Annotated in this window: 14 protein-coding genes, 1 tRNA gene and 1 rRNA gene; 12 read left to right on the top strand and 4 right to left on the bottom strand. The window is 70.2% G+C overall.

Going from position 1 to position 26,389, the window contains the following annotated elements:
- From rrf to ACIBCK_RS13600, 3 genes are all read left to right on the top strand, one after another.
- Positions 1 to 88, top strand: a 5S ribosomal RNA gene (rrf, locus tag ACIBCK_RS13610); the annotation flags it as partial.
- Positions 89 to 202: 114 nt separating this feature from the next.
- Complete coding sequence (locus ACIBCK_RS13605; protein ID WP_399389752.1) at positions 203 to 865, top strand: DegT/DnrJ/EryC1/StrS family aminotransferase; 663 nt, start codon at positions 203 to 205, stop codon at positions 863 to 865.
- A gap of 95 nt (positions 866 to 960) precedes the next feature.
- Positions 961 to 1,033 (top strand) — tRNA-Thr (locus ACIBCK_RS13600).
- Between the two features lie 74 nt (positions 1,034 to 1,107).
- On the opposite strand, the gene ACIBCK_RS13595 is transcribed toward ACIBCK_RS13600, so the two are convergent.
- Complete coding sequence (locus tag ACIBCK_RS13595) at positions 1,108 to 3,771, bottom strand: SpoIIE family protein phosphatase (protein WP_399389750.1); 2,664 nt, start codon at positions 3,769 to 3,771, stop codon at positions 1,108 to 1,110.
- A 273-nt stretch (positions 3,772 to 4,044) separates the two neighbouring features.
- On the opposite strand from ACIBCK_RS13595, the gene ACIBCK_RS13590 reads away from it, so the two are divergent.
- The 9 genes from ACIBCK_RS13590 (at position 4,045) to ACIBCK_RS13550 (ending at position 18,705) form a co-directional block, all read left to right on the top strand.
- On the top strand, positions 4,045 to 9,558 hold the full coding sequence (locus tag ACIBCK_RS13590; RefSeq protein ID WP_399389748.1) for a HAMP domain-containing protein: 5,514 nt from the start codon (positions 4,045 to 4,047) through the stop codon (positions 9,556 to 9,558).
- 244 nt (positions 9,559 to 9,802) lie between these two features.
- Positions 9,803 to 10,486, top strand: a complete 684-nt coding sequence (locus tag ACIBCK_RS13585; protein ID WP_399389747.1) for a two-component system response regulator — start codon at positions 9,803 to 9,805, stop codon at positions 10,484 to 10,486.
- Between the two features lie 137 nt (positions 10,487 to 10,623).
- The gene (locus tag ACIBCK_RS13580; RefSeq protein ID WP_399389745.1) at positions 10,624 to 13,437 is read left to right on the top strand and encodes a DNA translocase FtsK; all 2,814 of its coding nucleotides are present in this window, start codon (positions 10,624 to 10,626) and stop codon (positions 13,435 to 13,437) included.
- 197 nt (positions 13,438 to 13,634) lie between these two features.
- Positions 13,635 to 14,522, top strand: coding sequence for a helix-turn-helix domain-containing protein (locus tag ACIBCK_RS13575; RefSeq protein ID WP_399389743.1), 888 nt, complete (start codon positions 13,635 to 13,637; stop codon positions 14,520 to 14,522).
- A gap of 66 nt (positions 14,523 to 14,588) precedes the next feature.
- A complete protein-coding gene (rimO, locus tag ACIBCK_RS13570; RefSeq protein WP_399389742.1) occupies positions 14,589 to 16,082 on the top strand; it encodes a 30S ribosomal protein S12 methylthiotransferase RimO in 1,494 nt (497 codons plus the stop codon).
- On the top strand, positions 16,079 to 16,834 hold the full coding sequence (gene pgsA / locus ACIBCK_RS13565; RefSeq protein ID WP_399389740.1) for a CDP-diacylglycerol--glycerol-3-phosphate 3-phosphatidyltransferase: 756 nt from the start codon (positions 16,079 to 16,081) through the stop codon (positions 16,832 to 16,834). Before rimO ends, pgsA begins: the two co-directional genes overlap by 4 nt.
- Complete coding sequence (locus ACIBCK_RS13560) at positions 16,834 to 17,415, top strand: CinA family protein (RefSeq protein ID WP_399389738.1); 582 nt, start codon at positions 16,834 to 16,836, stop codon at positions 17,413 to 17,415. The genes pgsA and ACIBCK_RS13560 overlap by 1 nt, the downstream gene beginning before the upstream one ends.
- 109 nt (positions 17,416 to 17,524) lie before the next feature.
- Positions 17,525 to 17,899, top strand: a complete 375-nt coding sequence (locus tag ACIBCK_RS13555) for a helix-turn-helix domain-containing protein (RefSeq protein ID WP_160507571.1) — start codon at positions 17,525 to 17,527, stop codon at positions 17,897 to 17,899.
- A gap of 335 nt (positions 17,900 to 18,234) precedes the next feature.
- Positions 18,235 to 18,705, top strand: coding sequence for a Dps family protein (locus tag ACIBCK_RS13550; protein ID WP_399389737.1), 471 nt, complete (start codon positions 18,235 to 18,237; stop codon positions 18,703 to 18,705).
- A gap of 879 nt (positions 18,706 to 19,584) precedes the next feature.
- Here ACIBCK_RS13550 and ACIBCK_RS13545 read toward each other — a convergent pair.
- The 3 genes from ACIBCK_RS13545 to ACIBCK_RS13535 all read right to left on the bottom strand — a co-directional run bounded on the left by ACIBCK_RS13545 (position 19,585) and on the right by ACIBCK_RS13535 (position 26,327).
- Positions 19,585 to 20,466, bottom strand: a complete 882-nt coding sequence (locus tag ACIBCK_RS13545; protein WP_399389736.1) for an SDR family NAD(P)-dependent oxidoreductase — start codon at positions 20,464 to 20,466, stop codon at positions 19,585 to 19,587.
- Positions 20,467 to 20,582: 116 nt separating this feature from the next.
- Positions 20,583 to 21,383 (bottom strand): Fpg/Nei family DNA glycosylase, encoded by an 801-nt coding sequence (locus tag ACIBCK_RS13540; protein ID WP_399389735.1) that lies wholly within the window; start codon positions 21,381 to 21,383, stop codon positions 20,583 to 20,585.
- Positions 21,384 to 21,626: 243 nt separating this feature from the next.
- The gene (locus tag ACIBCK_RS13535) at positions 21,627 to 26,327 is read right to left on the bottom strand and encodes an ATP-dependent helicase (protein WP_399389734.1); all 4,701 of its coding nucleotides are present in this window, start codon (positions 26,325 to 26,327) and stop codon (positions 21,627 to 21,629) included.
- Positions 26,328 to 26,389: the final 62 nt, after the last annotated feature.

Raw genomic sequence — 26,389 nt, 5'->3', positions numbered from 1 at the left:
CGGTTACATTCCGAACCCGGAAGCTAAGCCTCACAGCGCCGATGGTACTGCAGGGGGGACCCTGTGGGAGAGTAGGACGCCGCCGAACTATTATTAAAAGAGCTGGTCCCTGAACTTCGGTTCAGGGACCAGCTCTTTTTTGTTTTGCGACACTTGCCGTTCACGTTCCGCAGCCAGCATCTGAGGCATGAGGACAGTTGCCATGTTGCGAGCCGCAGGCGTCGGTGCCGGTGATGAGGTCATCGTGCCGGCATACGGAAACGTCGAGATCGCCGAGGCCGTGGTCCAGGCAGGGGCCGTGCCCGTGTTCGCGGACATAGACCGGGCGACGTACTGCCTCGATCCAGATGCAGTGACCGCCGCCATCACCTCCCGTACGGCCGCCGTGGCCGTCGTGCACCGCTTCGGGCACCCGGCCGACGTCAGGCGGCTTCGGGAAGTCGGGCAGCGGTTCGGCATCCTCGTACTGGAGGAGGGTGAGACGCACGCTCCGTACGACGAGCTTGCGCGGCGGCGGGCCCACGCGGCCTACCTCAGCGGGCGACTCGGCGGGGTGATCACCCCGGACGGCGTCGAGGGGCACAGCTATCAGCAGTACGTCGTGCGGGTGCCCGGGAACGGGCGGCCGGACCGGGACGCCTTCGCGCGTGCCGTACGGGCCAAGGGAATTGACTGCCGGGTGCCCGTGAAGACGCCCGTCCACCGCACGTCGGACTTCTGGCGCGACGTCTGCCTTCCGGAGACCGAGCGCGCCGCGGATGACACTCTGGCGTTGCCGGTCGACGCGTCGATGTCGCGTCGTCAGCTGCAGCGCATGGTGTCTGCCTGCAACGCGCTCGGCGGGCTTCTCCAGCCGGCCTTCTAGTCAGCGATCGTACGGAGGAAGGGTCGGTTCGAGGGGCCTTCGATTTCAGGTATGATCTATTCCGTTGCCAAGCGGGAAACCGCGAAGCGCAACAGGCCCCTATAGCTCAGTCGGTAGAGCGTCTCCATGGTAAGGAGAAGGTCTGCGGTTCGATTCCGCATGGGGGCTCAGAGAGTAAGAAGAGAAGGTCCCCGCCCAGTTGGGCGGGGACCTTCTTTCGTTTCCGGAGGGGCGGGGGTGTCTCAGTCCTTGTGGAGGCCCGGTACCCGCATCGCGAGGATCGCCATGTCGTCCGACGGGGCGTCCGTCGCGAAGCGTTCCACCGCGCGCATGATGCGGGCCGCTACCGCGCCGGCGGTGAGTCCCGTGCAGGTGGTGAGGACGTCCGCGAGGCCGTCGTCGCCGAGCATGCGGGTGCCTTCGCGGCGCTCGGTGACGCCGTCCGTCACGCAGAGCAGGACGTCGCCCGGGTCGAGCGTCATCGTCTGTTCGTAGAGCTCCAGGTCCTCCATGACGCCGAGGAGCGGCTGCGGCTCCGCGTACGGCTCCACCGTGCCGTCCTGGCGCAGGCGGAGCGGGAGCGGATGGCCGGCGCAGACGATCTTCAGGACCGCTGAGCCGTCTTCCTGCGGCCACAACTCCCCGTAGAGGAGCGTGAGGAAGCGGCTGCGGGCGCCCTCGTCGAGGATCGCCGCGTTCAGGCGCTCCAGGACGGCGGGGCCGCCGAAGCCCTCGCGGGCCAGGAGACGCAGGGCGTGGCGGGCCAGGCCGGTGACCGCTGCGGCCTCCGGGCCCGTGCCGCAGACGTCGCCGATCGCGAAGCCGTACGCGCCGTCGCGGATGGGGAAGAGGTCGTAGAAGTCGCCGCCGACTTCGTTGCCCTCGCCGGCCGCGCGGTAGATGACCTCGACCTCGACGCCCGGGATCTGCGGGAGCCCCGGCGGCAGCAGGCTGCGCTGGAGGGACTGGCTGATGGCCATGCGCTCCGAGTACAGGCGGGCGTTGTCCAGGGCGAGGGCCGCTCGGCGGGAGAGATCTTCGGCCAATTCCAGGATCTCTTGGCGGAAGTGTTCGTCGGACGGCTTGCCCAGCGTGAGCATGCCGATGACGCGGTTGCGGGCGACCAGCGGCAGGACGACCGTCTCGCCGCCCACCGCCGATGCCGTCGAGAGCGTCGTGCCGATGCCCGAACCGAGGCTCATGGGCTCACCGAGGCCGAGGCTGCGCATGGAGGTGCGCAGGGCGGCCTGGTGGGCGGCCTCCGATGGGGCGGCCCAGACGCGGGCTCCGGGGGTCGGTACGGGGTCGGGAGGGGCGATCTTGGAGAGGAGTGCCTTCAGGCCGTCGATGCGCTCCTCGTCCTCGTGGAGGACGTACGAGAGATAGGGCTCGGACGACTGGTCGGCGATCGTGTAGACCGCGCACCAGGTGGCGAGCGTCGGGACGGTCATCTGAGCCATGAGCGCCAGGGTCTGGTCGCGGTCCAGGGTGCCCGCGAGGAGGTCCGATGCCTCGACGAGGAAGGAGAGCGAGCCGCGGCGCAGGCGCTCCAGCTCGCCGAGGCGCGCGGACTCGACGGCGAGGGCGATGCGGTCGGCGGCGAACTGGAGGCGCAGCGCTTCTTCGTTCGAGTACCGGTCGGGGGCCTCGGCGGCGACGCCCAGGGAGCCCGTGAGGCGTCCCTCGACCTTCAGGGGGACCGTGACCACGGAGCGCATGCCCGTGCCGCTGAGGAGCGGTACGGCGCCGGGGACGACCGTGAGGTCCTCGTGGACGGCCGGCATGCGGGCGGAGCCGTAGCGTCCGGGGCCTGCCTCCACGGGGACGCGGGCGAAGCGCTGGCGGGCCGAGGGGAGGCCCGTGGAGGCGCGGACCTCCAGTTCCGTCTCGTCGTCCGTGGCGAGGAGCAGGAAGGCGGCGTCGCCGTCGAGCATGTCGCGGGCGCGTTCGACCGTGCGCTGGAGCAGACCGTCGAGGTCGTCCGGCGCCGGGGAGCCGATGAAGACCTCGAAGGGGTCGGCGGTGTGCGACTCGGTGAGCGTCCCGGGCTCGGGGGCGGGGCCGCGCAGCGGAGTCTGCAGGACGGCGCGCTCGTCGTCGCGGACGAGCAGGCAGACCGTGGAGGGTTCGCCGTCGGTGTCGCGGACGCGCAGGTGCGAGGCGTAGACGGGGGTCACGCGGCCGTCGGAGCCGCGGATGCCGTAACTGCCCTCCCAGCGCGAGAGTTGGAGCGCTTCCACGATGCCCGTGCTGGTGCCCGGGGTGTGCGGCCAGGCGGCGAAGTCGGTGAGTGGTTTGCCGGTGACCTGTTCGGCGGCGTACCCGAAAAGTTCCTCGGCGTCTTCGTTCCAGGCCGAGATCGCGCCCACGCGGTCGATCTGGACGACGGCGACGCGGACTCTGCCGTCGGTGAGCGGGAGCAGCTCGGCGGGGAGGGCGGGGCCCGCGGCGCGGGTGCCCACCGAGCGGTCGGGGAGGTCGAGTTGGAACCAGACCTGTTTCTGCGTGGGGGTGTAGTCGACGCCCCAGCGGGTGGCGAGCGCCGCGCACAGTTGGAGGCCGCGGCCGCCCTCGCGGTCCGGGTTGCCCATGTTCACGGCGGACTGCTGGAGCGGGATCTCGCGTTCCGGATAGTGGTCGGAGACCTCGATGCGTACGGCGTCCTCGCTGCGCAGACAGAGGACGTCCGCGGCGGTCCCGGCGTGCACGACGGCGTTGGTGACCAGCTCGCTGGTGAGGACGACCGCGTCGTCGACGATGTCCGTGAACCCCCAGCCCTGGAGGGTGTCGCGGACAAACGAGCGTGCCGTCGCGACGGAACGCCCGACGGGGTCGAAAGTCGCAGCCGCGCGCGCGGTGATCACAGAACTCCTCGTACGAGTATCGACGCCCAAGTCTCCCACCATGGTGCGGCCGCCCCTCCGATGCCCGCTTGTACGTGTGCCACCGCCCAGGCCGGGCAGGACCGGGGTGGTTGGACAGCCGGATGCCAGGTTACTTACCTTCGCCGTCCATGCTGATGCCGGTCGTCAGTGTTTCCGCCCGGAGGGTGTGCGGACGGTGTGCGAAGCTGCCGAACTGTTATGGCCTGGTTCAGCCATGGTGAAACACTGGGCAAGCTTCTTGGAGAGAGCCCAGGTAACCCGAGCAGTACGGTCGACCCTTGCGGGAGGGACACAGTGGAGTCTGGCGCAGCGACGCGGGGCACTAAAACGCGTGCGAAAGACGGACAGTCCCAGAGCAAACAGCGCAAACCGCGCCACGGGACGACTACGTCAGTGGACGCCGCGGCCCTGAACAGGTTGCTCGCGGCGCTCGCGGCCATGCGGGACGGAAACTTCCGCAAGCGGCTCACGGTCTCCGGTGACGACGTCATGTCGGAGATCGCCGCCGTCTTCAACGAGGTGGCCGACCGGAATCTGCATCTGACCGGTGAGCTTTCCCGCGTGCGGCGCATGGTCGGGCGTGAGGGAAAGCTCACGGAACGGCTGGAAACCGGCGCGAGCGAGGGTTCCTGGGCGGCCGCGATCGACGCGTCGAACGCCCTCGTCGACGACCTCGTACGCCCTGTCTCCGAGGTGGGACGCGTGCTCTCCGCTGTCGCCGAGGGCGACCTGGAGCAGCGCATGGAGCTGCGGGCGCAGGTGGACGAGGGGAACGGCCATCCGCTGCGCGGGGAGTTCCTGAAGGTCGGCAGGACGGTCAACAACCTGGTCGACCAGCTCTCGACGTTCACCGACGAGGTCACGCGCGTGGCCAGCGAGGTGGGCACCGAGGGCAAGCTGGGTGGTCAGGCGCGGGTACGTGGAATGTCCGGTTCGTGGAAGGATCTCACGGATTCGGTGAACACCATGGCGTACCGATTGACCGCGCAGGTACGTGACATTGCTCTCGTCACGACGGCGGTGGCCAAGGGTGACTTGTCCCGAAAGGTGACGGTCCACGTCGCCGGCGAGATGCTGGAGCTGAAGAACACCGTCAACACGATGGTGGACCAGCTCTCGTCGTTCTCCTCCGAGGTGACCCGCGTCGCGCGCGAGGTCGGCACGGAGGGCGAGCTCGGCGGCCAGGCGCAGGTGCCGGGTGTGGCGGGAGTGTGGAAGGACCTCACCGACTCGGTGAATCTTATGGCCGGCAACCTCACCGCCCAGGTGCGTGGGATCGCCCAGGTCACGACGGCTGTCGCGAACGGTGATCTGTCCCAGAAGGTGACGGTGAGCGCGCGCGGCGAGGTCGCCCAACTCGCCGAGACGATCAACCAGATGACCGAGACGCTGCGTACTTTCGCGGACGAGGTCACCCGCGTCGCGAACGAGGTCGGCGCCGAGGGGCAACTGGGCGGACAGGCGAACGTGCCGGGCGCGGCGGGGACGTGGAAGGACCTCACCGACTCGGTGAACACGGTCTTCCGGAACCTCACCACGCAGGTGCGGGACATCGCGACGGTGACGACGGCGGTCGCCAACGGCGATCTGTCGCAGAAGGTCACGGTCGACGTCGCGGGCGAGATGCTCGAGCTGAAGAACACCGTGAACACGATGGTGGACCAGCTCTCCGCCTTCGGTGCCGAAGTGACGCGTGTGGCGCGGGAGATCGGTGTCGAGGGTGAGCTGGGCGGCCAGGCGCAGGTACAGGGCGCGGCCGGCACGTGGAAGGACCTGACGGACTCGGTCAACACCGCCTTCCGCAACCTCACGGGCCAGGTCCGCAACATCGCGCAGGTGACGACGGCGGTCGCCAACGGCGACCTGTCGCAGAAGGTCACCGTCGACGTCTCCGGCGAGATGCTTCAACTGAAGAACACCGTCAACACGATGGTGGACCAGCTGTCGTCCTTCGCCGATCAGGTCACGCGGATGGCGCGCGACGTGGGCACGGAGGGGCGCCTCGGCGGCCAGGCCCGCGTGGACGGTGTCAGCGGCACCTGGAAGGAACTCACCGACTCCGTCAACTTCATGGCGGGGAACCTGACGTCGCAGGTACGTCAGATCGCCCAGGTCACCACGGCGGTGGCCCGCGGTGACCTCTCCCAGAAGATCGACGTGGACGCGCGCGGCGAGATCCTGGAGCTGAAGAACACCATCAACACGATGGTCGACCAGCTCTCCGCCTTCGCGGACCAGGTGACCCGGGTGGCCCGCGAGGTGGGCACGGAAGGCCGCCTCGGCGGGCAGGCGCAGGTGCCCGGCGTGGCCGGTGTGTGGCGCGATCTGACCGACTCCGTGAACGGCATGGCCGGCAACCTCACCGCCCAGGTGCGCAACATCGCGCAGGTCGCGACCGCGGTGGCCCGCGGTGACCTCTCGCAGAAGATCGACGTGGACGCGCGCGGCGAGATCCTGGAGCTGAAGAACACCCTCAACACGATGGTGGACCAGCTCTCGGCCTTCGCCGAGCAGGTGACGCGAGTGGCCCGCGAGGTGGGCACCGACGGCATCCTGGGCGGCCAGGCCGAGGTGCAGGGTGTCTCCGGCACCTGGAAGGACCTCACGCAGTCCGTGAACGGCATGGCGAACAACCTGACGCTTCAGGTCCGCAACATCGCCGAGGTCACGACGGCCGTCGCCATGGGTGACCTCTCCAAGAAGATCACCGTCGACGCGAAGGGCGAGATCCTCGAACTCGTCACCACCGTGAACACGATGGTCGACCAGCTCTCCAACTTCGCCGAGCAGGTCAACCGCGTGGCCCGCGAGGTGGGCACCGAGGGCAACCTGGGTGGCCAGGCGCGCGTCCCGGGCGTCACCGGCACCTGGAAGGACCTCAGCGACAACGTCAACCTGATGGCGAACAACCTGACCGGTCAGGTGCGCAACATCTCCCAGGTCGCGGCGGCGGTCGCCAACGGAGACCTCACCAAGAAGGTCACGGTCGAGGCGCGCGGCGAGGTCGCGCAGCTCGCCGACACCGTCAACACGATGGTGAAGACGCTGAGTTCGTTCGCGGACGAGGTGACCCGCGTGGCCCGCGAGGTGGGCACGGACGGCATCCTCGGCGGGCAGGCCCGGGTGCCCGGAGTCTCGGGCACGTGGAAGGACCTGACGGAGTCCGTGAACGGCATGGCCTCCAACCTCACCGGCCAGGTCCGCAACATCGCGATGGTCACCACCGCGATCGCCAAGGGCGACCTGACCAAGAAGATCGACATCGATGCCCGGGGTGAGATCCTCGAACTCAAGACCACCATCAACACGATGGTCGACCAGCTGTCGTCCTTCGCCGAACAGGTCACGCGCGTGGCCCGCGAGGTGGGCACGGAAGGGCAGTTGGGCGGTCAGGCGCGGGTGCGGGACGTCGACGGCACGTGGCGTGACCTCACCGAATCGGTGAACGAGATGGCCGGGAACCTGACGCGTCAGGTGCGCGCCATCGCCGAGGTCGCCACCGCGGTGACGCGCGGCGACCTGAACCTGAAGATCGACGTGGACGCGGCGGGCGAGATCCAGGTCCTCCAGGACAACATCAACTCGATGATCGCCAACCTCCGCGACACCACCCTCGCCAACAAGGAGCAGGACTGGCTCAAGGGCAACCTCGCCCGCATCTCCGGTCTGATGCAGGGCCGCCGGGACCTGGCGGACGTGGCCTCGCTGATCATGAGCGAGCTGACCCCGGTGGTCTCCGCGCAGCACGGCGCCTTCTTCCTGGCGCTGCCCACGGACGAGGGCGCGGAGCCGGGTGCCGAGCAGGGGGACGCGTACGAGCTGCGCATGATGGGGAGTTACGGCTACTCCATGGGCTCCATGCCCACCTCCTTCCGGCCCGGCGAGACGCTCATCGGCACGGCCGCGCAGGAGCGGCGCACGATCCTCGTGGAGAACGCGCCCTCCGGCTACCTGCGGATCGCGTCCGGCCTCGGTGAGGCGCCGCCCGCCCAGGTGATCGTCCTGCCGGTGCTCTTCGAGGGGACCGTCCTCGGCGTGATCGAGCTGGCCGCGTTCCAGCCGTTCACGCAGATCCAGAAGGACTTCCTCAGCCAGATCGCCGAGATGATCGCGACGAGCGTCAACACCATCAGTGTCAACACCAAGACCGAGGTGCTGCTCAAGCAGTCGCAGGAGCTCACCGAGCAACTGCGCGAGCGCTCGGCGGAGTTGGAGAACCGGCAGAAGGCACTGCAGGACTCCAACGCCGAACTGGAGGAGAAGGCCGAGCTGCTCGCCCAGCAGAACCGCGACATCGAGGTCAAGAACACCGAGATCGAAGAGGCCAGGCAGGTCCTGGAGGAGCGCGCCGAACAGCTCGCGGTCTCCATGCGCTACAAGTCCGAGTTCCTGGCGAACATGTCGCACGAGCTGCGTACGCCGCTCAACTCCCTGCTGATCCTGGCCAAGTTGCTCGCCGACAACGCCGACGCGAACCTCACCCCCAAGCAGGTGGAGTTCGCCGAGACGATCCACGGGGCGGGCTCGGACCTCCTCCAACTGATCAACGACATCCTCGACCTGTCGAAGGTCGAGGCGGGCAAGATGGACGTCTCCCCGACGCGCATCGCCCTGGTGCAACTCGTCGACTACGTAGAGGCCACTTTCCGCCCGCTGACCGCGGAGAAGGGACTCGACTTCTCCGTACGGGTGTCTCCGGAGTTGCCCGCGACGCTGCACACGGACGAACAGCGGCTCCTCCAGGTGCTGCGCAATCTCCTGTCCAACGCGGTGAAGTTCACCGACTCCGGAGCGGTCGAGCTGGTGATCCGGCACGCGAACGCCGATGTGCCCAACGCCATCCGCGAACAGCTCCTGGAGGCGGGTTCGCTGCGGGACGCGGACGCGGATCTGATCGCCTTCTCGGTCAGCGACACCGGCATCGGTATCGCGGGCAGCAAGATGCGGGTGATCTTCGAGGCGTTCAAGCAGGCCGACGGAACGACGAGCAGGAAGTACGGCGGCACGGGCCTCGGCCTCTCCATCAGCCGGGAGATCGCGCGCCTGCTCGGCGGCGAGATCCACGCGGCGAGCGAACCGGGCCGCGGCTCGACGTTCACGCTCTATTTGCCGCTGCACCCGAGCGAACTGCCGCCGCAGGGCTACACACAGCTGGCCCCCCTGCCGGGCACGGTCGCGCGGCCCGCACTGGAGGAGGGTCCGTCCACGGCCGAGCAGCCTCCGCAGAGCGAAGGCCCCGCACGGCCGCGGCTGGACTCGATGCCGGGTTCGGGCACGCTCTTCCGGCGCCGCCGCCGTGCCGCGCACGCCTCGTCGGAGCAGCCGCCGGTGCTGCCGGGGCAGGGCGTCGCGGAGCCCCAGGAGCAGGGCTCACAGGGGCAGTGGCCGACCGAGGGGCAGGAGGCGCCCGCGCCGCGTCCCGGCCACCAGTTCGGCGGTGAGAAGGTCCTCATCGTCGACGACGACATCCGTAACGTGTTCGCGCTCACCAGCGTCCTGGAACAGCACGGGCTCTCGGTGCTGTACGCGGAGAACGGCCGTGAGGGCATCGAAGTCCTGGAGCAGCACGACGACGTGACGGTCGTCCTGATGGACATCATGATGCCGGAGATGGACGGGTACGCGACGACGACGGCGATCCGCAGGATGCCGCAGTTCGCCGGGCTCCCGATCATCGCGCTCACCGCCAAGGCCATGAAGGGCGACCGGGAGAAGGCCATCGACTCCGGAGCGTCCGATTACGTTACGAAGCCGGTCGACCCGGATCATCTGCTCTCGGTGATGGAGCAGTGGATGCGCGGGGAGTGACCGAGAAGAGGCTTCATTACGCGGAGTTGCTGACAGAGTGTGGCCGTAGCCGTGTAGACCCGCGGTATTCGGGGAACCTTCTGGTCTCCCACTGCGTTTCTGCTACGTGCACAGTGACATCGCGGTGACAGGGTGTGGCGACAGGCGGGGTGCGGCTACCATGACCGGCACAAGGACGGACGGCGTAAGGGAGTCGTCCCCTGGGGCGGCGCCCGGTGTACCGCCGGGGCGAGGAGGGCGGGCCATGGTGCAGAAGGCCAAGATCCTCCTGGTCGATGACCGGCCGGAGAATCTGCTGGCGCTGGAGGCCATCCTCTCTGCGCTCGATCAGACCCTGGTACGGGCATCGTCCGGGGAGGAAGCGCTCAAAGCACTACTCACGGACGACTTCGCGGTCATTTTGCTGGACGTCCAGATGCCAGGCATGGACGGTTTCGAAACCGCCGCGCACATCAAGCGGCGAGAACGGACCCGGGACATCCCGATCATCTTCCTCACCGCCATCAACCACGGCCCGCATCACACGTTCCGCGGGTACGCGGCCGGTGCGGTGGACTACATCTCCAAGCCGTTCGATCCGTGGGTGCTGCGCGCGAAGGTCTCGGTGTTCGTCGAGCTGTACATGAAGAACTGCCAACTGCGGGAGCAGGCAGCCCTGCTGCGTCTCCAGCTCGAAGGCGGCGGCAAGTCGACGGCGGGTGACGCCAAGGAGCCCGCGGGGCTTCTCGCCGAGCTCTCGGCGCGCCTGGCGGCCGTCGAGGAACAGGCGGAAGCGCTCACGAAACAGCTGGACGACGACTCGGCGGATGCCGCCGCGGTCGCCACCGCGGCCCATCTCGAACGCAAACTCACCGGCCTGCGGCGGGCTCTTGACGCCCTGGAGCCGGGCACCGGAAGCGGTGCGCCTTCGGTGTCCTCGCAGAGTTGAGCCGACGCGGACGCAGGGCACAAGCCGACGCGGAGGCGGTGAACATCCGTCAGTTCACCGCCCCCGCAAGGGCGACACAAACGGGTGAAGCAGTGGGCACACGTGTCCGCAGTGGTCTCCACCGGTAACCTCAGACCATGGCCTCACGTCCGTCCGCAGCCAAGAAGACGCCCGCGAAGAAGGCGGCCGCGCCCACCAAGGCTCCGGCGAAGAAGGCCGTCGCCAAGAAGCCGCCCGCCAAAAGAGCTCCGGTGAAGAAGGCGCCGCCCAGGAAAGTCGCGGCGAAGAAGCCCGTGGCCAAGCCGGCGCCCAGCCCGACGGGCGGCGTGTACCGCCTCGCGCGCGCCCTCTGGCTCGGTCTCGCGCACAGCGTCGGCGCACTGTTCCGGGGCATAGGGCGCGGCGCCAAGGGACTTGATCCCGCGCACCGCAAGGACGGCGTCGCACTGCTGCTGCTCGGCGTCGCGCTGATCGTCGCCGCGGGCACGTGGTCGAATCTGCGCGGTCCCGTGGGCGATCTCGTCGAGATGCTGGTGACCGGCGCGTTCGGCCGCCTCGATCTGCTGCTCCCGATACTGCTCGCCGTCATCGGCGTACGCCTCATCCGGCACCCCGAGAAGCCCGAGGCGAACGGCCGCATCGTGATCGGCCTGTCCGCGCTCGTCATCGGGGTGCTCGGTCAGGTGCACATCGGGTGCGGTTCGCCGGCCCGCGCGGACGGCATGGCCGCCATAAGGGACGCGGGCGGCCTCATCGGCTGGGCCACGTCCACTCCGCTGATCTTCACCATGGGCGAGGTCCTCGCCGTACCGCTGCTCGTCCTGCTGACCGTCTTCGGTCTTCTCGTGGTCACGGCGACACCCGTCAACGCCATCCCGCAGCGGCTGCGGCTGCTCGGCACCAAGCTCGGCATCGTCCAGGCGGAGCCCGAGGTGATGCAGGGGGACTACGCGGACGACGAGCGGTACGACGAGCAGTGGCGCGAGGCGCTGCCCGCCCGCCCGCGCAAGCGCGCTCAGGCGCCCGAGGCGTACGCCCCGGACCAGGCCGAGGAGGAGGCGCTCACCCGGCGCCGCAGGCCCCGCAGGGGGTCCGCACAGCCCTCTCTGGACCGTCCGATGGACGCGGTGGACGTGGCGGCCGCCGCAGCCGCCGCGCTGGACGGCGCCGTCCTGAACGGTATGCCGCCCTCGCCGCTGGTCGCCGACCTCACGCAAGGGGTCACCGGGGAGCGCGACGAGCGGCCCGAGGAGCCCGAGGAGCCCGAGGAGTCCGAGCAGTCCGCTGACGGCTCCGCGAACTCCGCTCCGGTACCGACCGCGCGCGCCAAGGACGGCCCGCCCCCTGGCGTGCTCCGCAAGAAGCCGGGGGAGTCGCGTGACACGTCGGCCACCGGCGTGAAGGACCTGACGAAGGCCGCCCCGGAACAGCCGCGGGACCTCCCGCCGCGGGCCGAGCAGCTGCAGCTGTCCGGCGACATCACGTACTCGCTGCCCGGGCTCGACCTGTTGGAGCGCGGCGGTCCGGGCAAGACGCGCAGCGCCGCGAACGACGCGGTCGTCGCCTCGCTCAGCAACGTATTCAGCGAGTTCAAGGTCGACGCGGACGTCACCGGCTTCACGCGGGGGCCGACGGTCACGCGGTACGAGATCGAGCTCGGCCCGGCCGTGAAGGTCGAGAAGATCACGGCCCTGGCCAAGAACATCGCGTACGCGGTCGCGAGCCCCGACGTCCGCATCATCAGCCCCATCCCCGGCAAGTCCGCGGTCGGCATCGAGATCCCGAACACCGACCGCGAGATGGTCAACGTGGGCGACGTGCTCCGTCTGGCGGACGCGGCCGAGGACGACCACCCGATGCTGGTCGCGCTCGGCAAGGACGTCGAGGGTGGCTACGTCATGGCCAACATGGCCAAGATGCCGCACATCCTGGTCGCCGGAGCCACCGGCTCCGGCAAGTCCTCGTGCATCAACTGTCTGATCACGTCGATCATGATGCGGGCGACCCCCGAGGACGTCCGTATGGTCCTCGTCGACCCCAAGCGCGTCGAGCTCACCGCGTACGAGGGCATCCCGCACCTGATCACGCCGATCATCACCAACCCCAAACGGGCCGCAGAGGCGCTCCAGTGGGTCGTACGCGAGATGGATCTGCGCTACGACGACCTGGCGGCGTTCGGCTACCGGCACATCGACGACTTCAACCAGGCCGTCCGCGAGGGCAAGCTCAAGACGCCCGAGGGCAGTGAGCGGGAGCTCAGCCCCTACCCGTACCTCCTGGTGATCGTCGATGAGCTCGCCGACCTGATGATGGTCGCCCCGCGCGACGTCGAGGACTCGATCGTGCGCATCACGCAGCTCGCGCGGGCGGCGGGCATCCATCTGGTGCTCGCCACGCAGCGGCCGTCCGTGGATGTCGTCACCGGTCTGATCAAGGCGAATGTGCCCTCGCGGCTCGCCTTCGCGACCTCGTCGCTCGCCGACAGCCGCGTCATCCTCGACCAACCGGGTGCCGAGAAGCTGATCGGCAAGGGAGACGGCCTCTTCCTGCCGATGGGGGCGAACAAGCCCACCCGAATGCAGGGCGCCTTCGTCACCGAGGACGAGATCCACGCGGTCGTCCAGCACTGCAAGGACCAGATGGCTCCCGTCTTCCGGGACGACGTCACCGTCGCCACCAAGCAGAAGAAGGAGATCGACGAGGACATCGGCGACGATCTCGATCTGCTCTGCCAGGCCGCTGAGCTGGTGGTTTCCACTCAGTTCGGGTCCACGTCGATGCTCCAGCGCAAGCTGCGCGTCGGCTTCGCGAAGGCCGGACGGCTCATGGACCTCATGGAGTCGCGCGGCATCGTGGGGCCCAGCGAAGGCTCAAAGGCTCGTGACGTTCTTGTGAAACCCGATGAGCTGGATGGCGTGCTGGCCGTGATCCGCGGGGAGGCTCACCCATAAGGGAGCGGCAGGCAACCGTTTCTCTTCGGCATACGTCAAGTTGAGCGGAGGGAAAGCACCATGGTCCACCGCCCCCACCATCAGGATGTCCGGCCATTCCGATGGCGTACAAAGTCCGTCGCCCAGTTGCCCCACCCTTCGCGAACCCCCCTAGACTGAACATCCGGCAGGTGGCTACACGCTCGAAAGGCGCCCCCGTGTCCATCGGCAACTCCCCTGAAGACGACCGCCCTTCAGACCACCGACCCACAGACGACCGGCCCGACGACGACCGTCCGGCAGCTGAGAGTCCGGCTGACAACCGGCCCTCGATCGGGCGCGCGCTGCAGCAGGCACGTATCGACACGGGCCTGACCGTCGACGAAATCAGTACGTCCACCCGGGTGCGCATCCCCATCGTGCACGCGATCGAACAGGACGACTTCTCCCGGTGTGGCGGAGATGTGTACGCCCGCGGCCACATCCGGACGCTCGCACGCCACGTGGGCCTCGACCCTGCCCTTCTGCTGGCCCAGTACGACGAGGCGCACGGGGGTCGCCCGCCCGCGCCCACCCCGGCGGCGCCGCTCTTCGAGGCCGAGCGGATCAGGTCCGATCCGCGCCGTCCCAACTGGACCGCCGCCATGGTCGCCGCGATCGTCGCGGTGGTCGGTTTCGTCGGCTTCACCGCTTTCAACGGCGGGGACGAGTCGGACGGATCGAAGTCGCAGGTCGCCGAGGGCGCCACGCCCGCCACCAGCAAGCCCGCCACGAAGCCCGCGCCGAACAAGCCCGCCGACCCGAAGCCGGACCCCTCGGACAGCGCCATCGCCGGTGCGCCCAAGGACAAGGTCACGGTCAAGGTGAGCGCCCCGGACGGGCGCAGCTGGATCTCGGCCAAGGACCACAACGGCCGGACGATGTTCGACGGCGTCCTCGAAGAGGGCAAGTCGAAGACCTTCCAGGACAAGCAGAAGATCGACCTGGTCCTCGGTGACGCGGGCGCGATCCAGCTGTTCGTGAACGGCAAGTCGGTCGAGAACGAATTCGAGCCCGGTCAGGTCGAGCGGCTCACGTACACCAAGGGCGATCCCGAGGTCGGCTGAGCCCTGTGACGGCGGCCCGGACCCTCGCGGCGGGGGCCCGGGCGGGGACGAAGTAGTCTTGAGACCATGCCCGAACGCCGTACCGTCGCCCTTGTCACTCTTGGCTGCGCCCGTAACGAGGTGGACTCGGAGGAGCTCGCAGGCCGCTTGGAGGCGGACGGCTGGCAGCTCGTCGAGGCCGCCGAAGACGCGGATGTCGCCGTAGTCAACACCTGTGGATTCGTCGAAGCCGCCAAGAAGGACTCCGTCGACGCCCTCCTGGAAGCCAATGATCTCAAGGGTCATGGCAAGACCCAGGCCGTCGTGGCCGTCGGCTGTATGGCCGAGCGGTACGGCAAGGAGCTCGCCGAAGCCCTCCCCGAAGCCGACGGTGTCCTCGGCTTCGACGACTACTCCGACATCTCCACCCGCCTGAACACCATCCTCAGCGGCGGCAGTGTCGAGGCTCACACCCCACGTGACCGGCGCAAGCTCCTTCCGATCAGCCCCGCGGAGCGCCAGGACGCCGGCTCCGACGTCGCCCTTCCCGGTCACGCACCCATGGACCTGCCCGAGGGCGTTGCGCCCGCATCAGGGCCGCGCGCCCCACTGCGCAGGCGCCTGGGCACCAACGCCGTCGCCTCGGTGAAGCTGGCCTCGGGTTGCGACCGGCGCTGCTCGTTCTGCGCCATTCCCTCCTTCCGCGGGTCCTTCATCTCGCGGCGCCCCTCGGACGTGCTCGGCGAGACGCGCTGGCTGGCCGAGCAGGGCGTCAAGGAGGTCATGCTCGTCTCCGAGAACAACACCTCGTACGGCAAGGACCTCGGTGACATCCGTCTCCTGGAGACGCTGCTTCCCGAGCTGGCGGCCGTCGACGGGATCGAGCGGGTGCGCGTGAGTTACCTGCAGCCCGCCGAGATGCGCCCCGGGCTCATCGACGTACTGACCTCCACGGAGAAGGTCGCCCCGTACTTCGACCTGTCCTTCCAGCACTCCGCTCCCGGCGTGCTGCGGGCGATGCGGCGCTTCGGGGACACCGACCGGTTCCTGGAGCTTTTGGACACCATTCGGACGAAGGCCCCGCAGGCCGGCGTGCGGTCCAACTTCATCGTGGGCTTCCCCGGCGAGACCGAGGCCGACGTGGACGAGCTCGAGCGGTTCCTCACGGGTGCGCGACTGGACGCCATCGGCGTCTTCGGGTACTCCGACGAGGAGGGCACGGAAGCGGCGACGTACGACCGGAAGCTGGATCAGGACGTCGTCGACGAGCGGCTCGCGCGCATCTCGCGGCTCGCCGAGGAACTGACCTCGCAGCGCGCCGACGAGCGCCTGGGAGAGACCGTCGAGGTGCTTGTGGAGGCCGTGGACGAGGAGGACGGCGCGATCGGCCGGGCGGCGCACCAGGCGCCCGAGACGGACGGCCAGATCCGCTTCACCGGCGCCACCGGTGGGGACGGACTGCAGGTCGGTCGTATGGTCGTGGCAAAGGTGGTCGGCACGGAAGGCGTGGACCTGGTGGCTGAATACAGCGAAATTCTGGGGGACTCGCCCCGGATCCCGGCCGAGGAGGCACGCAGATGACCGGAGTCCCGGCATCCGCCGCGGGCGGCTCCGGCGCGCAGGGCGCCAAGCCGGTGCGCGGCGGAAAGTTGGGCGCTGCGGCCGTCAATCAGGCCAGCGTATGGAACGTCGCCAACTTGTTGACGGTGATCCGGCTTCTCCTTGTGCCCGGCTTCGTGATGCTGCTGCTCGCCGACGGCGGGTACGACCCGGCCTGGCGCGCGTGGGCCTGGGCCGCGTTCGCCGTCGCCATGATCACCGACCTGTTCGACGGGCACCTGGCACGCACGTACAACCTGGTCACGGACTTCGGGAAGATCGCCGACCCCATCGCCGACAAGGCGATCATGGGCGCGGCGCTGATCTGTCTCTCCTACCTCGGTGATCTGCCCTGGTGGGTGACGGGCGTGATCCTCGGCCGTGAGCTCGGGATCACGCTGCTGCGCTTCTGGGTGATCCGCTTCGGTGTCATTCCGGCCAGTCGCGGCGGCAAGATGAAGACGCTCTGGCAGGGCACGGCGGCCGGGATGTACGTCCTCGCGCTGACCGGGCCGCTGGCCACGATGCGGTTCTGGGTGATGGCGGTCGCCGTCCTCCTGACCGTCCTGACAGGGCTCGACTACGTACGACAGGCCATTCTGCTGCGGCGCACGGGGCTCGCGGAGGCACAGGCGGCCTCGACGGCCTCAGCCGCGGCCGCGGTGGCGGCAGCGGCAGCCGCCGAGGCCTCGGCCGCCGCTTCCGGCGAAGGGACCCGGGAGTCGGCTCCGTGATGTCGCTCGGGCCGGCCGCGCAGGTGCTGCGGCTCCTTCAGGCGCGGGGCGAGACGCTCGCCGTCGCAGAGTCGCTCACCGGGGGTCTCGTGGCCGCTGAGGTCACGGCGGTGCCGGGGGCCTCGCAGGTCTTCCGGGGGTCCGTGACGGCGTATGCGACCGAGCTGAAGCACGAGGTGCTCGGGGTCGACGGCACTCTCCTGGCCGAGCGCGGCGCCGTGGACGCCGAGGTCGCGCTGCAGATGGCGGCGGGTGTGCGCAAGGTCATGGGCGCGGACTGGGGGATCGCGACGACGGGCGTCGCCGGGCCGGAGCCGCAGGACGGTCAGCCGGTCGGGACGGTCTTCGTGGCGGTCGACGGGCCGGATTCCCTGGCCACGGGGCCTGGGTCCGCGTTCGGCGGGGTGGGTTCCGCTCTTCGCTCTGAGGGGAAAGTGGCCGCGCTGCGGTTGAACGGTGAGCGTTCGGACATCCGTATGGAGAGCGTACGGAGCGTGCTCACGCTGCTGGTCGAGCGGCTGTCCGGCGAACGTGTCGGGAACGGGCGGGCACAGGATACGGAACAGAACGGGGGGACTTGATGTTTGCAGCCCTGAGTGAACACGACATCGCTCCCCGCACGGCCGCCGCGCGAGGCGGTACGGTGGGGCGTGAAGGATGCGGCTACGCGGTCCGAGGAGGGAGCCACCGATGATTCTGCTCCGTCGCCTGCTGGGTGACGTGCTGCGTCGGCAGCGCCAGCGCCAGGGCCGTACTCTGCGCGAAGTCTCCTCGTCCGCCCGAGTCTCGCTCGGCTATCTTTCCGAGGTGGAGCGGGGGCAGAAGGAGGCATCCTCCGAGCTGCTTTCCGCGATCTGCGACGCGCTTGACGTACGGATGTCCGAGCTCATGCGTGAGGTGAGCGATGAGCTCTCCCTCGCCGAACTGGCTGCGTCGGCAGCGGCTACGGAACCGGTGCGCGCACCGGTTCGCCCGATGCTCAATTCTGTCTCGGTGAGCGGTGTGCCGCCGGAACGGGTGACGATCAAGGCGCCTGCGGAGGCGGTGGACGTCGTCGCAGCGTGATGCTGCGCTGAGTGTGCAGAGTGTGCACGCTGTTTGAGCGCTCAGATCCAGATCTGATCCAGATCAGAATCAGATTCAGATGTGTCGAAGCCCCGGCCGGGTCACCGGCTGGGGCTTTCGTGCGTTCGGGGGGGGGGGCTGAGGGGGTGCGCGGTGGGGACTGGGGGGGAGAGAGGGGGAGCGCGTGGTGGGTGCTGGGGCTGAGCCGTTTGGAGCCAGCTTTCGAGGTGGCTCGTTCATCTTCTGAGATGCCTGTGAGATGTCCCTATTGGTGCATTTGTGTAATGGTTGGTGGGGATTTTCGCTCACGCGATCCCATGAACTTTGGAGGATGGATGTACGTCGTGAAGAGCCCTCTGTCCGAGGCGGATCTGAAGACGGTCTCGGACGCGCTGCAGGGCGCACTCGTGGATCTGGTCGACCTCTCCCTGGTGGCCAAGCAGATCCATTGGAACGTCGTCGGCGCGCGCTTCCGCTCCGTCCATCTGCAGCTCGACGAGGTCGTGGACACTGCGCGGACGCACTCCGACACGGTGGCCGAGCGGGCGTCCACGCTCGGCGTTTCCCCTGACGGCCGCGCGGCGACCGTGGCACGGAGCAGTGGCATCGGCGAGGTCGCCGGCGGCTGGGTCAAGGACGGCGATGCGGTGGGGACGCTCGTGGACGCGCTCGGTGCGGTGATCACGCGGATGCGGGAGCGGGTCGACGCGACGGGCGATGCGGATCCTGTGAGCCAGGACATCTTCATCGGGATCACCGCCGATCTGGAGAAGCATCACTGGATGTTCCAGGCGGAGAACGGCTGAGGTCGGGGCTGGGGAGGGGGCTGGCTGTTGATTGCTGGCTGCTGGCTGCTGGCTGCGGGGGTGGGGGCAGGGCGTGAGTGGCCGGGGTGGGAACGCGGGTGAACGATTGATCAGGGCGGTGGCCGTGCCTCGTGTGCCCTTGGGTGCGCCCTCCCGTCCGGTGGAGCCGGGCGTCTAGCGTCGACCGGGCCTCGGGTGTCAGGAGTCGGGCGTCGAGCCTCATGCGGAGGTGGTGGCCGTGGCATGGAGAGTCGTGCGGTGGGCGCCGGCTCTTGCGCTCGGCGCGCTCTGGTGGTGGGGCGTGCTGCGGCTGGCCCTCGTGCCCGAGGCGGGAGCTCTGGAGGGGGCTGTCGCGGCCGGTGGGTGGGGGCTGAGCCTGCTGCCGGTGCACTGTGTGCCGCAGTCCCGGGCAGTGGGGGCGGCACGGGCGAAGGCGCGGGCCGCACGGGCCGCCGCCCGGCGGCAGGACGGTGGGGGGCCTGGCGGTGGGCTGTGGCGCGGTGAGCGGTCGGGCGGTGGGCTGTCGCATGGCGGGCGCGGGGCTGGGGGTGTTGCTCGGGGTGCGGTCGGAGCGGTCACCAAGGCATGGCGACGCCGCCGTTTGGGCGGAGGATCTGGCCCGTTGTGAAGGCTGCGGCCTCGGATGCCAGGTGCAGGACGGTGGGCGGTGGCGCGGTGGGCCGGCGGGCGGTGGGGTGTGGCAATGGCGGGCGGTGGCGCGGCAGGCGGGGGTGTTGCCCGGGGCGCTGTCGGAACCCAGGAGCCCACCAAGGGCGAGCAGTTCGGCGTGGGGCTCGCGGCCGGAGTTCCTGCGTGAGCAGGTCGAGCAGGCACCTGTGCCCAGCGTTCGAGCCCGCCCGCCGCCAGCGAGTACGACTGTCACCAGGGCATGGCGACGCCGCCGTTGGGGCGGAGGATCTGGCCCGTTGTGAAGGCTGAGGCGTCGGATGCCAGGTGCAGGACGGCGTGAGCGATGTCTTCCGGTTCGCCGACGCGGCCCAGCGGGGACATGCGGACCATGAGCCCCTCGGTGTGTGCCTGGGCGTCGGCATCGTGGCGGTCGGTCATGGGGGTGCGGATCCAGCCGGGCGCGACGGCGTTGACGCGGATGCCGTGGGGTCCCATCTCGGTGGCGAGGGTCTTCGTGAGCTGGACGACGGCGGCTTTCGCCGCGCCGTAGCAGAGGAGGCCGGGGCCACCGGTGTCCACGGCGCCCGAGGCCATGGTGATGATGCTGCCGGCGGGGCGGGAGGTGCTGGAGCGAGGCGTGGCTTCGGGGTGGCGGGTGAGGTTGGAGTGGGGTGAGCCTTCTGCTGGGCGGCGGGTGGTGTCGGGCTCGTCGGCGGCTGCCGCGATCATTGCGCGGGCCGCGGCCTGGCAGGCGTACAGCACACCCTTGAAGTTGATGCTCAGGACCCGGTCGAGATCCTCGTCGCGGGTCTCCAGGACCGGGCTGCTGTGCATGATTCCGGCGATGGCGGCCATGACGTCCAGGCGGCCGCTGGGCGCGGTGGCGGTGGCGGTCGCGACGGCTTGGTCGACCTGGGCCCTGTCCGCGACGTCCACGGAGTGCGTGTGCGCGGTACCGCCCGCGGCCTTGATGAGCGTGGCTGTCTCGTGAAGTCCCTGCGTGTCGCGGTCGGCGCAGTGGACGGTGGCGCCCGCTTCCGCGAGGAGTACGGCCGAGGCTCGGCCTATGCCGCTGGCCGCGCCGGTGACGAATGCGGTGCGTCCGCTGAGGTCGTACGCCGTTAGGGGCATGACGGGACGGTACGGGCGGATCTGACGGGGCGTCAACTGGTGGGTGAGGGCCGGATGAGTGCGGGTGGGTGCGGATTGAGAAGGGGGTTGGGGTGGGGTGCGGGGCCGGGTCGAAGTCAGGGTGTGGGGCCCTGTTGGCAGGAGGGGCACCAGTACGTGGGGCGGCTACGGGAGCCATCGCCCTGCTCGGCCAGGCGGATGGGGGTGCCGCAGCGCAGGCAGGGGCGGGGCTTGCGGCCGTAGACGTACAGGCGCAGGCCCGCGCTGTCGCGGCCCGTGGTGGTGCGCGCCGGGCGGTCGCGGTTGGCTTCCAGGAGCTTCTTGGCGAGGGCGGGGACGCGGGAGGCCGTCTCGGTGGGGAGCTCGCCCACGGGGAGCCAGGGGGTGACGCCCAGGAGGAAGCAGAGCTCGCTCTTGAAGACGTTGCCGATACCCGCGAGATTGCGCTGGTCGAGCAGAGCTTCGCCGAGCGCGCGTTCGGGAGTCGCCAGGAGGTTGGTGAGGGCCTGCTCGGGGTCCCAGTCGGGGCCGAGGAGGTCGGGGCCGAGGTGGCCCACGGCCTTGTCCTCGTCGGCGGTGCGGAGGAGTTCGAGCACGGGTAGGCGATAGCCGACGGCGGTGCGCTCGGCGGTGCCGAGGATTGCCCTGATCTGGTGCCCGGGGCCGCCTCTCCAGCGCTCGCCGGGGGCGTACAGCTTCCAGGAGCCGTCCATGCGGAGGTGCGAGTGCAGGGTGAGGCCGCCCTCGAAGCGGGTGAGGAGGTGCTTGCCGCGCGGGGTGACGTCCAGGACCGTGCGCCCGGTGAGGTCGACGGTCGCGAGCTTCGGGACGCGGAGGTCGGAGCGCGTGACCGTGCGCCCGGCGAGGGCTTCGTGCAGACGCCGGGCTGCCTGGTGAACGGTGTCGCCTTCGGGCATGGGTCCAGGGTGGCATGTCGGGGGTGGGGTGGGGGTTAGCTGTGAGGGCTGGGCTGGGCTGGGCTGGGCTGGGCTGGGCTGGGCTGGGCTGGGCTGGGCTGGGCTCGGCCGGGCTGAGGTGGGCCGGGGGTGGCGTGGCGGCGCGAGGCGTGGTGTGGCCGTCCGGCCGTCCCGGGGCGGGGGCCGGGAGCCGGGCGCCGCGGCCGGAGTCGAGGAGGGCACGGCTGGGCGGGGTGTCGTGGGCTACGCGCGCAGGCGTAGGCCCCGAGGGGTGGCGTGGAAGCCTGCTCCTTCCAGGAGGGGGGCGAAGGGGGAGGTCAGGGCGGAGCCGCCGTTGATGCGCTCGACCGTCACCGTGCCGAGTGAGCCCGCTCGGGCCGCCGCGGCGAGGGCCTCGGCGGCCGCGTGCAGCCGGGCATCCTCCGTGGCTGGGGTGTCGTCCGTGGCCACGGGCCAGGCCAGCAGGGTCTTGCCGCCGCGCTCCATGTAGAGGGTCAGTTCGCCGTCGACGAGGACGACCAGGGAACCTGCCTTGCGGCCCGGCTTGTGCCCCGCGTCGGTGGGCGGATCGGGCCAGGGGAGGGCGGCTCCATAGGCGTTGGCCGGGTCGGCGGCGGCCAGGACAAGGGCCTGGGTGTCCGAGGGACGTGGGGAGTAGTTCATGGCGGCCGGTGAACTGTCGGCGCGGTCACGGGCGTTCGCCGCCGCGCGCAGCCGGTCCACCGCGCCGTCCATGGCGAACTGGGCGGCGCCAAGGCCCTCGACCACGTAGCCGCGCCGTGCTTGGCCGCTGTCCTCGAAGGCGGACAGGACGCGGTACGTCGCTGAGAAGCCGCCCTCGACTCCCTCGGCCGCGACCGCCCCGCGGGTGACCACGCCGTGCCGGTCCAGGAGGGTGCGGGCCAGGGCGTGGGCCCGCAAGGTGGGGTCGGGTTCGTGGGCGGGGAGCAGTGACCAGCGGCCCGCCGCGGTCGGCGGGCCCGTACGCGACGACATGGGGCGGGCGGCGCCCGTCAGTGAGCCATAGCGTCCGCGCGGGATGGTGCGCTTGGCACGGTGGGCCGTGGAGCCCGCGGTGCGGCCCGAGCCGAGGAGGGAGCGCATCGGGGCGAGGGTGTCGTTCGTGAGCCGTCCGGACCAGGCCAGATCCCAGATGGCGTCGGCCAGTTGGGGGTCCGAGGCTTCGGGGTGGGTCGTGGCGCGTACTTGGTCGGTGATCTGGCGGAAGAAGAGGCCGTACCCTCCGGAGAGCGTGTCGAGGACCGACTGGTGGAGCGCGGTGAGCTCCAGCGGATGCGGCTGCGGCAGGAGCAGGGGCGCGGCGTCGGCCAGATACAGGGAGACCCAGCCGTCCTTGCCGGGGAGGGCCCCGGCCCCGGCCCAGACCACCTCTCCGGCGGCGGTGAGTTCGTCGAGCATCGCCGGCGCGTAGCCGGAGACGCGCGAGGGCAGGACGAGCTTTTCGAGCGCGGACGCGGGTACGGTCGCGCCCTGCAACTGCTCGATGGCCCGCACCAGCCCGTCCACGCCCCGCAGTCCGTGCCCGCTCAAGTTCTGCCACTGGGGCAGGAACTGGGCGAGCGCGGCGGGCGGCACCGGCTCGAGCTCGTGCCGGAGGGCCGCGAGTGAGCGGCGGCGCAGCCGGCGCAGGACGGCCGCGTCGCACCACTCCTGGCCGATGCCGGCCGGATGGAACTCGCCCTGTACGACACGTCCGTTGGCGGCGAGGCGCTGCAGCGCACCCTCCGTGACCGCGACGCCGAGGCCGAAGCGGGCTGCCGCCGTCGCCGAGGTGAACGGGCCATGCGTGCGGGCGTACCGCGCGACGAGGTCGCCGAGGGGGTCCTTCACCGGCTCCATGAACGCCTCCGGGACGCCGACCGGCAGCGCGGTGCCCAGCGCGTCGCGCAGCCGCCCCGCATCCTCGATCGCCGCCCAGTGGTCGGCCCCCGCGATGCGGACGCTGATCGCGCGGCGGGCGGAGGCCAGTTCCTGCGCCCACTCCGGCTCGGCTCCGCGCTCGGCCAACTCGGCGGTGGTGAGCGGCCCGAGAAGGCGCAGCAGGTCGGCGACGCCCTCGGCGTCCTTGATGCGGCGGTCCTCCGTGCGCCACTGGAGCTCCTGCTCAAGTTCTGTGAGGACCTCAGCGTCGAGCAGTTCGCGCAGCTCCGCCTGGCCGAGGAGCTCCGAGAGCAGCCGGGAGTCCAGGGAGAGGGCCGCCGCGCGCCGCTCGGCGAGCGGCGAGTCACCCTCGTACAGGAACTGAGCCACGTACCCGAACAGGAGTGAGCGGGCGAACGGGGACGGTTCGGGGGTGGTGATCTCGACGAGCCGGACCTTGCGGGACTCGATGTCTCCCATGAGTTCCGTGAGGCCGGGGACGTCGAATACGTCCTGGAGGCACTCCCTGACCGCCTCCAGGACGATGGGGAACGATCCGAACTCGCTTGCCACCTGGAGCAGTTGTGCGGCGCGCTGGCGTTGCTGCCACAGGGGCGTGCGCTTTCCGGGGCTGCGGCGCGGCAGCAGCAGCGCGCGGGCGGCGCACTCTCGGAAGCGCGAGGCGAACAGGGCCGAGCCGCCCACCTGGTCGGTGACGATTTGATTGACCTCGCCCTTGTCGAAGGCGACGTCTCCCGCGCCTACGGGGGCCTGCTCGCTGTCGTACTCCAGTGGGCGGTCGGTGGGTTCCTGGTCGAGCAGGTCCAGGCTCATCAGGTCGGCGTCCGGCAGGCGCAGCACGATGCCGTCGTCGGCGTGCATCACCTGGGCGTCCATGCCGTACCGCTCGGTCAGCCTGGAGGCGAGGGCCAGGGCCCAGGGGGCGTGCACCTGCGCGCCGAACGGGGAGTGCACCACGACCCGCCAGTCGCCCAGCTCGTCGCGGAACCGCTCGACCACGATCGTGCGGTCGTCCGGGATGTGGCCGCAGGCCTCACGCTGTTCGGAGAGGTACGTCAGGACGTTGTCGGCTGCCCATTCGTCCAGGCCCGCGGCCAGCAGGCGCACGCGCGCGTCGTCGCGCGAGAGGGAGCCGACCTCCCGGAGGAACGCGCCCACCGCACGGCCCAGTTCGAGGGGGCGGCCCAGTTGGTCGCCCTTCCAGAAGGGGAGCCGGCCCGGGACGCCGGGAGCAGGGGAGACGAGTACGCGGTCGCGTGTGATGTCCTCGATGCGCCAGGAGCTGGTGCCGAGCGTGAAGACATCGCCGACCCGGGATTCGTAGACCATCTCTTCGTCGAGCTCTCCGACGCGGCCGCCGCCCTTCTTGGGGTCGGCGCCGGCGAGGAAGACCCCGAAGAGGCCGCGGTCCGGGATCGTGCCCCCGGAGGTGACCGCGAGGCGCTGCGCCCCCGGCCGCCCGGTGACGGTGCCGGCGACGCGGTCCCACACCACCCGGGGGCGCAACTCCGCGAAGGCGTCCGACGGATAGCGTCCCGCGAGCATGTCCAGGACGGCTGTGAACGCCGACTCGGGGAGCGAGGCGAAGGATGCGGCCCGGCGGACCAGGGCGAGCAGGTCGTCGACCTGCCAGGTGTCCAGTGAGACCGTCGCGACGAGCTGCTGGGCAAGCACGTCCAGGGGGTTGGCCGGGATGCGCAGGGATTCGATGGAGCCGGTCCGCATCCGCTCGGTGACCACGGCGGCCTGCACCAGGTCCCCTCGGTACTTGGGGAAGACGACGCCGGTGGAGACCGCGCCCACCTGGTGTCCCGCCCGGCCGACCCGCTGCAGGCCGGAGGCCACGGAGGGCGGTGACTCGACCTGGACCACGAGGTCCACCGCGCCCATGTCGATGCCCAGCTCCAGGCTGGAGGTGGCGACGACCGCCGGCAGACGACCGGCCTTCAGGTCCTCCTCGACGAGCGCGCGCTGCTCCTTGGAGACCGAGCCGTGGTGGGCTCGGGCGAGGACCGGAGGGGCGCCCTTGGCCGCGCCTGCCTCGGCCATCAGCTCCGCGGGGGAGTGGTCCTCGGGGAGGGGCTCCCCTGTCGCGCGTTCGTACGCGATTTCGTTGAGCCTGTTGCACAGGCGCTCCGCGAGGCGGCGTGAGTTGGCGAAGACGATGGTCGAGCGGTGCGCCTGGACGAGGTCGGTGATGCGCTCCTCGACGTGCGGCCAGATCGAGGGACGCTCCGCGCCCTGGTCGTTGTCCGCGACCGGCGAGCCGCCCAGCTCCCCGAGGTCCTCGACCGGCACGACCACGGACAGGTCGAACTCCTTGCCGGACGGCGGCTGGACGATCTCCACCCTGCGCTGCGGGGACAGATAGCGCGCCACCTCGTCCACCGGACGGACGGTCGCTGACAGGCCGATGCGGCGGGCCGGGCGCGGCAGCAGCTCGTCGAGCCGCTCCAGGGAGAGGGCGAGATGGGCGCCGCGCTTGGTGCCCGCGACGGCGTGCACCTCGTCCAGGATCACCGTCTCGATGCCGGCCAGCGCGTCCCGCGCGGCGGAGGTGAGCATCAGGAAGAGCGACTCGGGGGTGGTGATCAGGATGTCCGGCGGGCGTGTGGCCATGGAGCGGCGCTCGGCGGGCGGCGTGTCACCCGAACGGATGCCGACCCGCACCTCCGGCTCGGGGAGTCCGAGGCGCACGGACTCCTGACGGATGCCGGTCAGCGGGCTGCGCAGATTGCGCTCCACGTCGACCGCGAGGGCCTTCAGCGGAGACACGTACAGCACGCGGCAGCGCTTCTTGGGGTCGGCGGGCGGCGGGGTCGAGGCCAGCTGGTCGAGGGCGGCGAGGAATGCGGCCAGCGTCTTGCCCGAGCCGGTGGGCGCGACGACCAGCACGTCCGAGCCCTCACCGATGGCCTGCCACGCCCCGGCCTGCGCGGACGTGGGCGCGGAGAAAGCCCCCGTGAACCAGCTGCGGGTCGCGGGGGAGAACCCGTCAAGGGCGCCGGGGGCGCCGGGAGCACTGGATGCGGACCTGACCATGACCCCATCGTGCACCCCGCCACTGACAACGGCGCCGACCTGCGGAAAAGGGTTTGCGTGGC

Origin of the sequence: Streptomyces sp. NPDC051218, assembly GCF_044455475.1 — a bacterium.
Taxonomy (GTDB): domain Bacteria; phylum Actinomycetota; class Actinomycetes; order Streptomycetales; family Streptomycetaceae; genus Streptomyces.
The sequence above is the reverse complement of the archived record's forward strand: the minus strand, read 5'-3'. Positions and strand labels throughout refer to the sequence as shown.